At 42.5% G+C, this 10,325-nt stretch carries 8 protein-coding genes and 1 pseudogene; 3 read left to right on the top strand and 6 right to left on the bottom strand.

Annotation, left to right across the window (positions count from 1 at the left end; translation table 11 throughout):
• Positions 1–115: 115 nt before the first annotated feature.
• Together tnpB and tnpC are read left to right on the top strand one after the other, a co-directional pair.
• On the top strand, positions 116–382 hold the full coding sequence (tnpB, locus tag OCI93_RS10715) for an IS66 family insertion sequence element accessory protein TnpB (protein ID WP_261626383.1): 267 nt from the start codon (positions 116–118) through the stop codon (positions 380–382).
• 60 nt (positions 383–442) lie between these two features.
• Positions 443–1,818: pseudogene (gene tnpC, locus OCI93_RS10710) on the top strand (IS66 family transposase).
• A 367-nt stretch (positions 1,819–2,185) separates the two neighbouring features.
• Here tnpC and serS read toward each other — a convergent pair.
• From serS to lrp, 6 genes are all read right to left on the bottom strand, one after another.
• A complete protein-coding gene (gene serS, locus OCI93_RS10705) occupies positions 2,186–3,487 on the bottom strand; it encodes a serine--tRNA ligase (RefSeq protein ID WP_261592421.1) in 1,302 nt (433 codons plus the stop codon).
• A 9-nt stretch (positions 3,488–3,496) separates the two neighbouring features.
• Positions 3,497–3,877, bottom strand: a complete 381-nt coding sequence (gene crcB, locus OCI93_RS10700) for a fluoride efflux transporter CrcB (RefSeq protein WP_261592420.1) — start codon at positions 3,875–3,877, stop codon at positions 3,497–3,499.
• Positions 3,870–5,210, bottom strand: coding sequence for a replication-associated recombination protein A (locus OCI93_RS10695; RefSeq protein ID WP_261626382.1), 1,341 nt, complete (start codon positions 5,208–5,210; stop codon positions 3,870–3,872). Before OCI93_RS10695 ends, crcB begins: the two co-directional genes overlap by 8 nt.
• 5 nt (positions 5,211–5,215) lie before the next feature.
• Entirely contained in the window at positions 5,216–5,851 is a 636-nt protein-coding gene (gene lolA, locus OCI93_RS10690; protein WP_261626381.1) for an outer membrane lipoprotein periplasmic chaperone LolA, read from the bottom strand.
• Positions 5,851–8,415: a DNA translocase FtsK gene (locus OCI93_RS10685; RefSeq protein WP_261626380.1), complete on the bottom strand. Its 2,565-nt coding sequence runs from the start codon at positions 8,413–8,415 to the stop codon at positions 5,851–5,853. Before OCI93_RS10685 ends, lolA begins: the two co-directional genes overlap by 1 nt.
• 68 nt (positions 8,416–8,483) lie before the next feature.
• Positions 8,484–8,963, bottom strand: coding sequence for a leucine-responsive transcriptional regulator Lrp (gene lrp / locus OCI93_RS10680; protein WP_261592416.1), 480 nt, complete (start codon positions 8,961–8,963; stop codon positions 8,484–8,486).
• 141 nt (positions 8,964–9,104) lie between these two features.
• On the opposite strand from lrp, the gene ald reads away from it, so the two are divergent.
• A complete protein-coding gene (gene ald / locus OCI93_RS10675; protein ID WP_261626379.1) occupies positions 9,105–10,226 on the top strand; it encodes an alanine dehydrogenase in 1,122 nt (373 codons plus the stop codon).
• Positions 10,227–10,325: the final 99 nt, after the last annotated feature.

The following is a 10,325-nucleotide window of genomic DNA, read 5'->3' as shown; positions in this document are numbered from 1 at the left end:
GGCAAAATCATTAAGAACACAAAAGTGATCATTATCGAGTGATTGTCGTGATCAAAGCTTAATGAGAATAAGCGATCAAAGTTAATGCCATTGGATGATCAAAGCTGGGGAGAATATGCAGCAAGAAATTGCAGCATCCGCAATGACTAGTAAGGTGTTTGCTTTTTGCAATAAGAACAAAGACAAACTCAAAGTGTGGTATTTGGATAAAACCGGCTTTGCTTTGTGGCACAAACGCCTTGAAAAAGATAAGCTTAAGTGGCCCGACAAAGAAGCAGATGACGTCGTTACGCTGACAGCTGAGCAGTGGCAATGGCTATTATCTGGATTATCGGTGATTGCCCATAAGCCGCTTAATTATGGTTATAACAGCGGTTTTTAGAACACAAAATAATCTAAGCTATTAATTTAAAAACAGTTCCCCGCTAGTAAAATAACACCTATGCAAAATGAACTTGATGTATTACGTCAGCAGCTAGCGAAGCAAACAGAAATGATTGCCCAGCTTCAGGCACGTAATAACTACCTAGAAGAACAATTCATACTGGCCCAGCAAAAACGCTTCGGTGCCAGCTGTGAGTCGCACCCGATACAATCTGATTTGTTCAATGAAGCCAAAACGCTTGTTGAAGAAGCACCAGAGCAAGATGTTGAAACCATCGAATATCAGCGTAAAAAGCCAACGCGCCAGCTACTACCTAAAGAGCTCTCCCGCGAACGTGATTTCCATGACATCGAGCACAAACAGTGTGACTGCTGTGGTGGTGAGCTACACCAGATGGATGAGGACGTCAGTGAAAAACTCGAGTTTATTCCAGCTCAAGTTAAAGTGATTGAACATGTTAGGCCCAAATATAGCTGCCGACAGTGTGAAAAAACACAAACACAAGTTGAGATAAAACAAGCCCATGTACCAGCGAGCCGCATTCCCAAAGGGATTGCCACGGCCAGTTTGCTGAGCCAAATCATCACCAGTAAATATCAGTATGGCCTAGCGCTATATCGACAAGAAAGCCTGTTCAAACAATATGGTATCGCGTTAGGTAGGCGGACCATGGCGGACTGGATGTTACGCTGCGCCAGTTTATTTAAACCGCTCTACGACAGGTTACAAGTGGTGTGGTTACAACAACCGATGATACACGCTGATGAAACCACGGTTAAGGTAGTGAAAGAAGATAAACAGACCAGTTACATGTGGCTATATTGCAGCGGCACAGACTTGCCTGTGGGTGAGGAAAGCATCCCTAACATTGTACTGTTCGACTATCAAAATAGCCGTGCGGGGCGTTGTCCTGTGAGCTTTTTACAGGGGTATGATGGTTATCTGCAAGTAGATGGATACGCAGGCTACGAGCAAACCCAAGCTACCCTCGTTGGTTGTTGGGCACATGCAAGACGCAAATTCAAAGAAGCCGAAAACGAACAAGTTATAGGTAAAACAGGTAAAGCCAACTGGGCGCTCAACCATATTCAAAAGCTATACCGAGTCGAAACAGCAATAAAGACCGCGAGCGCCCAAGACAAGCAAATTGCGAGAGAAAAACAAAGCACACTCGCTACCTCAACGATGGACAGCTAAGCATAGACAACAACCGTGCTGAGCGCGCCATCAAACCGTTCGTCATCGGCCGTAAAAACTGGCTGTTTAGCTTCACCACAAGTGGTGCCGAAAGTAGCGCAATCCTCTATAGTCTAATCAAAACTGCCAAAGCAAACGGCCTTACCCCATTCGATTATGTGATGCACTGTTTAAACGCACTTGCTCAGCCACACTGCGATATCGACAGTTTACTGCCCTGGAATGTTAGGCTCTAGGTGTGGTTTAGGCGACGCTTACGAAGAACAAGGCTTCTCAAGGCTAGCCTCTTAGCCAGACAAATTCAGTTACGAAATATGTAGATATATAGAAGTCGCTACAAACAAAGTGTGTGGTAAAAATAAGCACTATTTGAATATTGAAAATGAGTCTTGATATAAATACGCAAATAATAATCTTTGTGAGAATCTAAAAGCACTCAAATTGACGAGTGCTTTTAGACTAAGGCGTGTTGAACTTTGAGGTATTTCATTCAAATCAAAGGCTGACATAGAATAATATGCGGCGCAGGTTCTGACTTGCCAAAACACCCGAATGACTACTGCAGAAACACACAGCAAAAATCAACACGCCCTAACTTAAATTTTAATTAATTACTTCTAACCCACCCATGTATGGGCGTAATGCTTGAGGTACTACAACACTGCCATCTGCTTGCTGATAGTTTTCTAAAATAGCCACTAAAGTACGACCTACAGCCAAACCTGATCCATTAAGCGTATGCAGTAACTCTGGCTTTTTCTCACCTTGACGGCGAAAACGCGCCTGCATACGACGGGCTTGAAAATCCCACATGTTTGAACAAGAAGAGATCTCACGATAGGTATTCTGTGCCGGTAGCCAAACTTCTAAATCGTAAGTTTTAGTCGCACCAAAGCCCATGTCACCGGTGCAAAGCACAACTTTACGATAAGGTAACTCTAATACTTGTAGGATTTGCTCTGCATGACCTGTTAGCTCTTCAAGTGCCGCCATTGAATCTTCTGGCTTAACGAGCTGTACTAATTCAACTTTATCAAATTGATGTTGACGGATAAGACCTCGAGTATCGCGACCATAACTGCCCGCCTCACTTCTAAAGCATGGAGTATGCGCAGTCATTCGCACTGGTAGCTCTTTTTCATCAAAGATTTCATCACGAGCACAATTAGTCAGCGGTACTTCTGCCGTTGGAATTAAACTAAAACCATCTTGCTCAATACCATCATCATTTACTAGGCCTTTGGTATGGAATAAGTCCTCAGCAAACTTAGGGAGTTGACCTGTGCCAAATAAGCTGTCTTTGTTAACGAGTAAAGGCACATACATTTCGGTATAGCCATTTTTGTCGGTATGCGTATCAAGCATTAGCTGCGTAAGCGCACGATGCATACGCGCAACCCCACCTCGCATAACTGTAAAGCGCGAGCCACTTAATTTAACACCCGCTTCAAAATCTAAGCCTTTGCCTAGCGACTCGCCTAAATCAACATGATCTTTCACCTCAAAATCATATTGCTTTGGTTCGCCCCATTTTAAAATCTCAACATTATCATCTTCATCCTTACCTTCTGGAACACCCTCCGCCGGAAGATTAGGAAGTGCCATTGCAATATCATTTAATTGCATAAGAATACTATCTTGCTCAGCTTTTGCAGCCGCTAGTTGGTCACCCAAATTGGCAACAGCATCGAGTAATGGCTGGACATCTTCACCTTTGGCTTTTGCTTGGCCAATCGCTTTGGAACGGCTATTACGCTCACTTTGTAATTCTTGTGTTTGAGTTTGTAATGCTTTGCGTTTTTCTTCTAACGCATTAATTGCTTCAACATCCAGAGCAAAACCACGCTTAGCTAAACGTGCAGCTGCTTCTGCAATGTCTTGACGTAAGTATTTTGAATCTAACATTTGCTATTTTTAACCTTTTTGCATGACCAAGCAAAGGCCCAACCAAGCCATAAAAATACACACAACGACGTTGAGTGTGACATTAAGAGCCATTTTCAAAATTTGTCCTTGCTGCAACAACAGCACAGAGTCCATCGAAAATGTAGAAAACGTTGTTAATGCGCCCAAAAAGCCAATACCAACAAGTGTTTTGGCGGGGCTAACGGTAATAATTTGTCTTTCTATTAAACCGTAAAGAATGCCCATTAACAGTGAACCAAGAATATTAACGGTCAATGTACCAAAAGGGAATCCTTTACCCAAGAGTTTTAGCATCATATCGTTAATGAAAAACCTTAAACAAGCACCTAGTGCTCCACCTAATGCAATAGTAAGGTACATTTTAATCATCTTTATACCTTTTCGTGTCACTTTGCTGGTTTTGTTGCTGTAGATACTCTAATTTAGATTTTATTTGCTTTTCAAGTCCACGATCACTGGGGTGATAATATTGCCTATCTTTAACTTGCTCTGGAAAGTAGTTCTCGCCCGCAGCAAAAGCGCCAGCCTCATTGTGCGCATAACGGTACTCTTCGCCATACCCTAACTCTTTCATTAATGTTGTTGGGGCATTGCGCAAATGCGCTGGCACTTCAAAGTCGGGGTCGCTCATTGCATCTTGTTTTGCTTGATTAAACGCCATATAAACTGCATTACTTTTCGCTGCGCTGGCAAGATAAATCGTCGCTTGAGCAATTGCACGCTCTCCTTCGGAGGGCCCTACTCGCTGGTAAATATCCCATGCATTAAGCGCAACTTGCATCGCTCTTGGGTCTGCGTTACCTATGTCCTCTGTTGCAATCGCTAACAGCCGTCTAGCAACATAAAGAGGATCACCGCCACCAGCTAAAATTCTACAGTACCAATACAGCGCTGCATCAGGACTGCTGCCACGTACTGATTTATGAAAAGCGGAAATCAAATCATAGAAAATATCCCCCCCTTTATCATATTTTGCCAAATGGCTAGGTAAAACATACTCTAATACTTGACTATCAATGACTACTTGCTGGTCCTGATGTTCAGCTAAATCTATGGCCTGCTCAAGCAAATTTAGAGCTTTACGTGCATCTCCTGAACTGGCTTGAGCAAGTGCATTGAGCGCCTTGGGAGAAATATTAATAGATAGATGTTTAAGCTGTTCGTCTTGTTCCAAAGCACGTGTTAATACTGTTACCAGTTCATCTTGAGAAAGCGCTTTGAGGGTGTATACACGAGTACGAGACAATATAGCGTTATTTAACGCAAAGCTGGGGTTTTCTGTTGTCGCACCTATAAAAATAAAAGTGCCATCCTCAATATGAGGTAAAAAAGCGTCTTGCTGGGACTTATTAAATCGATGAACTTCGTCAACGAACAGCAACGTTCTGCGCCCTTGCACTAAGCGACCTTTTGCTTCGACAACCGCTTCACGAATTTCTTTAACGCCTGAGGTAACAGCTGATAGTTGCGTAAGCTCAGCTTGAGCATGATATGCAATGACTTCAGCAATGGTTGTTTTACCCACTCCCGGAGGGCCCCAAACAATCAAGCTATGACAGCGACCTGCCTCAATCGCTTTATAAAGCGGTTGCTGTTGATTTAAAATATGGGACTGGCCAATATATTGTGATAAACAAGTTGGCCGCATTCGGGCGGCCAACGGTCTTACATCTGGAGCGAAATCAAAACCGAGACTACTCACGGCACTTATTCACCTTGCGTCTGATCGTCAACAATAACACCTTGTGGCACCACAAAACTAAATAGCTCGACAGGCAACTGACTATTTAGTTGCGCATCAGAAAAGCTAAAACTTGATGTCTGTCCAGATACATCTTTTACACTGATTGCTCTTAAACTGTGTTGCTTTGAAAATTCTACTTCTAACACCTCAACCTGCGATTCAATACCTTGATTTGGAGTGACTTTGTAACCAGTCTGGGTTTGAGAAACTTGATATTTAGCCCATTGTTCATCAGCACGTGAAGTAAGGAGCACAAAAGGTGTGGTATCAATTAGCCCACGGGTATTCATCACAGTTACTTGATCTGCAAACGTATCATAGTAGTAAGTTTTATTACCATCGGATACAAACAAGGTTTCATCTGGCTGTAGCTGCTGCCAACGAATTTTTAACGGGTGTGCCAATGCAATATTCCCTGAACCCTGTTGTAACAAGTTTCCTTGTTCATCAAACACTTTTTGCGAAAACTGAGCTTCAAAAGTATTGATGTTACTGAGCTTCGCTTTTAAATCACTTGCTGCATCAGCCACCGCACTCACACTTAGCACTGCACTAAATAGCATGGCACTACACTTAAATAATTTACTTTTAATATTCATTAATTTGCTCCACCTTTTGGCACGAGTACTTCTCGTGCTCCATTATGTCCTGGTGCACTAACCACACCTGAAGCTTCCATTTGTTCAACCAACCTTGCAGCACGATTATAACCAACCCGTAGCTTGCGCTGCACACTTGAAACCGACACTTTGCCTGATTCAATCACAAATCCAACCGCTTCATCATATAGAGGGTCTGACTCTTCATCAGCGTTTTCAGATGCTTCACCCGGAAGTAAAATATCCTCAGTTGCATCACCACACAATATTTCTTCAACATAGTTAGGCTTACCACGCGCTTTCCAATCACTCACTACGGCATGCACTTCATGATCATCTACAAATGCACCATGTACACGCACAGGTACACTGGTACCCGGCGGTAAGTACAGCATATCACCCATACCAAGCAAGTTTTCTGCACCTTGCTGATCTAAGATGGTTCTAGAGTCAATTTTACTAGAAACCTGAAACGCCATCCGAGTAGGAATATTCGCTTTAATCAAGCCCGTAATAACATCAACCGATGGGCGCTGTGTTGCAAGGACTAAATGAATACCTGCAGCCCGTGCTTTTTGCGCAATACGCGCTATCAATTCTTCAACTTTTTTACCAACAATCATCATCATGTCAGCAAATTCGTCAATTACCACTACAATGCTAGGCAATTTGTCTAATTCCTGTGGCCCCTCTGCCATGCCATCGGTATCTTTAAATAAGGGGTCTAAAATTGGCTGACCTGCCGCTTTCGCATCTAGTACTTTTTGATTGTAGCCTTTCAAATTTCGCACACCCAATGCCGACATCAGCTTATAGCGTCGCTCCATTTCACCCACACACCAGCGCAGTGCATTGGCGGCTTCTTTCATGTCTGTAACAACCTCGCACAACAAATGAGGGATCCCCTCATAAACAGACAACTCCAGCATTTTAGGGTCAATCATGATCATGCGTACGTCTTCAGGAGGCGATTTATATAGTAAGCTTAATATCATCACATTAACGCCCACTGACTTTCCTGACCCCGTAGTACCCGCAACTAATAAATGTGGCATTTTTGCCAAATCAGCAACCACCGCCTGACCCGCGATATCTTTACCTAATACCATCGTAAGCGGAGACGCGTTTTGCTCGAACTTTGGCGCGTTTATCACTTCAGATAATCGTACAATTTCACGATGCTTATTTGGCAACTCCAAACCAACATAGGTTTTACCTGGAATAACCTCTACCACGCGCACACTCACAGCTGATAATGAGCGAGCCAAATCCTTAGCAAGCCCTGTAATTTTAGCCACCTTAATACCTGGAGCTAAATCTAGCTCAAAACGTGTTACAACAGGGCCGGGATAGACACCAACCACACTGGCTTGAATATTAAAATCTAATAACTTTACCTCAACCAAACGTGATACTGCATCTAGCTCTTCTTTTGATATTGGGTTCTTTTGCTTATCTGGACGGTCAAGTAAATCTAAAGAGGGCAAAGGCTCCATTGGTGGGCGTTCTTCCAATAATGCTTCAAACTTTTCTTTTGCCGTAGGTTCAGGTTTAAAAGTAGATTTAGGCTCAGCAGATTTACTCGATTTCAAAGGCCTCGCAGGCGAAACCACCGTGGTTTCCTTTGCGGGTTCTGCCGCAGACTCATCTAAGGCATTGAGTGCAGAAGCAGTATCAAAGCCCTCATCATCGATAGCTGAAAAGTTAATTTCCTGTTCAAGGATATCATCTAGTTCATCAAAAACATTATTGTGTGCAGGTGCCGCTTCACTTTGTGGCTCAGGCGTTTGATGAAGCTCAGTTTCATTTTTGCTAGAAAAAAGCTTTTCTTTTAAGCTCAATAACTTGGTGGGCTGTTTTTGCTCATGCTGCGTTACTGGGAGAGTTTGCTCTTGCTCCTGTGAACTATCAATTTCTTCAATTGGTTTTGATAAATCCAGTTGTGAGTTGTCATTATCCGACCCCATTTCCTGATCATCACGCTGTTCAAACCTTGCCATAAGCCATTTGAAAAACTGTATGACCTTTTCACCGAGATAATCAACAAACTCAACCCAAGAAACCCCTGTAAGTAATGTTAAACCAGCAAAGAAAAAACACAGCAGTAAAATGGATGTACCAGTAAAATTAAATGCAGGCATCATTGCACCCGCAACAACATCCCCTACCACTCCACCTGAAGAGACACTGAATATATCGTCAAAGTTGATACTACTGATGGCACTTGCTGAAGTAATGAATAAGGTAAGACCAATTATCCTCAGCCCAAGGGTTGTATAGTCTAGCTGTAAGATTTTATGTGGCTTTTTAAATAATAAATAACCTAGAGTTTGAATGGCCGCTGGGACCAAAAAAGCAAGCCAACCAAGGCTGACTAATAAAATATCAGCGACCCAAGCACCTGCCGAGCCCGTTACATTGTTTACTTGAACATATTCACTTGTTTGTGACCATGCCGGGTCGGCCGGGTCAAAGCTTATCAATGCACACAAGATAAAGATGGCAGCAGCAGTACTGATAATTAATCCGGTTTCAAGGAGGCGTTGTACACCATTTAGACGCATACTGGCGTTTTCCCCTATTTTTGTTCTTTTATTAGCAATTTACTAGGCACACCTTAACAAGAAAAGGCTCATGGTGCATAGGGTTTTATGATTTCGCCTTCCTCACCCTTTACCTCTTCCATCACAACGTAAGTACGACTTTCACTCACATTAGGCAGTTTTAATAAGATTTCACCCAGCACCCCGCGATATTCTGACATATCGGTTACGCGTGTTTTAAGCAAAAAATCAAAGTTTCCTGATACCAAATGACACTCTATAATCTCGTCGTGTTGACGCACCGCTTGATTAAACTTATCGAACACATCTGGCGAATTTTTATTAATTGTGATCTCTACATAAACCAGCAACCCTTGTCCAAGCTTAGTAGGATCAACTACCGCCTTATAACCTCTAATATAACCTTCTCTTTCAAGTTTTTTTACTCGCTCCAAACAAGGCGTAGCACTCAAACCTATGCGCCGCGCAAGTTCCACGTTGGAAATCCGACCATCTTTTTGTAATTCGACTAATATTTTCCTGTCGATTCGATCTAATTGTTGATGCATTTTTATAGTCTTTTATTCTGCCTAATGAATTAAATTAGTTAATAACACTACAATATTAGCGTAAAAAGGTGAGACACACTACTAATGCATATATATAATAGTCGAAAATTTTATCCCGTTCTGCTTTAGAGGCAATTTATTATGATTATTGGTGTACCTAAAGAAATTAAAAACCACGAGTACCGTGTAGGTATGGTTCCTGCGAGTGTTCGTGAGCTAATTAACCATGGCCACCAGGTTATCGTTGAAGACAATGCTGGTATCGGTATCGGATTCACTAACGAAGACTATGTTGAAGTAGGCGCAACTGTATTAAATACAGCTGCAGAAGTATTTGCTCAAGCAGATATGATCGTAAAAGTTAAAGAGCCTCAAGCTATTGAACGTGCAATGCTACGTGAAGGCCAAATCTTATTCACATACTTGCATTTAGCCCCTGACCTACCACAAACTGAAGAGCTTGTGAAAAGCAAATCTATTTGTATCGCTTATGAAACAGTGACTGACCCACGTGGCGGTTTACCACTACTGGCACCAATGTCTGAAGTAGCTGGTCGTATGTCTATTCAAGCTGGTGCTCAAGCACTTGAAAAGTCACGTGAAGGCCGCGGTATGTTGTTAGGTGGTGTACCGGGTGTTGAACCTGCAAAAGTAGTTGTAATTGGTGGTGGTATGGTTGGCCGTAATGCTGCACAAATGGCTGTAGGTTTAGGTGCTGATGTCACTATTTTAGACCGTAGCATTGATGTATTACGTTCACTTAACGCACAGTTTGGCAGCCAAGCAAAAGCAATTTACTCAACAGCTGATGCGCTTGAGAAACATGTTTTGGAAGCAGACCTTGTTATTGGCGGTGTACTAATCCCAGGTGCAGCGGCACCTAAACTAGTAACTGCTGATCACATCAAAGCAATGAAGCCAGGTGCTGCAATCGTTGATGTTGCAATCGACCAAGGTGGATGTATTGCAACTTCTAAAGCAACAACTCATGCTGAGCCAACATATATCGTAGATGAAGTAGTTCATTATTGTGTTGCAAACATGCCTGGCGCTGTTCCACGTACCTCTACTTTTGCACTAAATAACGCAACACTTCCTTACATCATCAAACTAGCGAACAAAGGCTATAAAGCGGCGCTACTTGAAGATAAGCACTTTATGGATGGCTTGAACGTATTAAACGGTCAAATCACTTGCAAAGAAGTTGCTGAAGCTTTCAACATGGAATATGTTGATGCACATACTGCACTGCAAAATGCTTAATTAACATTCTAAACAGCCCGCTAGAAGAGCGGGCTGTTTTGTACCCCAAAATCAAATTATTATTCACTCCCCTCCAAGACAATAATTTTCTTATAATAA

This window comes from Pseudoalteromonas holothuriae (genome assembly GCF_945859825.1).
GTDB classification, from domain to species: Bacteria; Pseudomonadota; Gammaproteobacteria; order Enterobacterales; family Alteromonadaceae; genus Pseudoalteromonas; species Pseudoalteromonas holothuriae.
This window is presented reverse-complemented; position numbering and strand designations above follow the sequence as displayed.

Bases quoted from the DNA above. Each gene is read 5' to 3' on its own strand.
- tnpB (WP_261626383.1), top strand. From the start codon at position 116: ATGCAGCAAGAAATTGCAGCATCCGCAATGACTAGTAAGGTGTTTGCT.
- serS (WP_261592421.1), bottom strand. From the start codon at position 3,487: ATGTTAGATTCAAAATACTTACGTCAAGACATTGCAGAAGCAGCTGCA.
- crcB (WP_261592420.1), bottom strand. From the start codon at position 3,877: ATGATTAAAATGTACCTTACTATTGCATTAGGTGGAGCACTAGGTGCT.
- lolA (WP_261626381.1), bottom strand. From the start codon at position 5,851: ATGAATATTAAAAGTAAATTATTTAAGTGTAGTGCCATGCTATTTAGT.
- OCI93_RS10685 (WP_261626380.1), bottom strand. From the start codon at position 8,415: ATGCGTCTAAATGGTGTACAACGCCTCCTTGAAACCGGATTAATTATC.
- lrp (WP_261592416.1), bottom strand. From the start codon at position 8,963: ATGCATCAACAATTAGATCGAATCGACAGGAAAATATTAGTCGAATTA.
- ald (WP_261626379.1), top strand. From the start codon at position 9,105: ATGATTATTGGTGTACCTAAAGAAATTAAAAACCACGAGTACCGTGTA.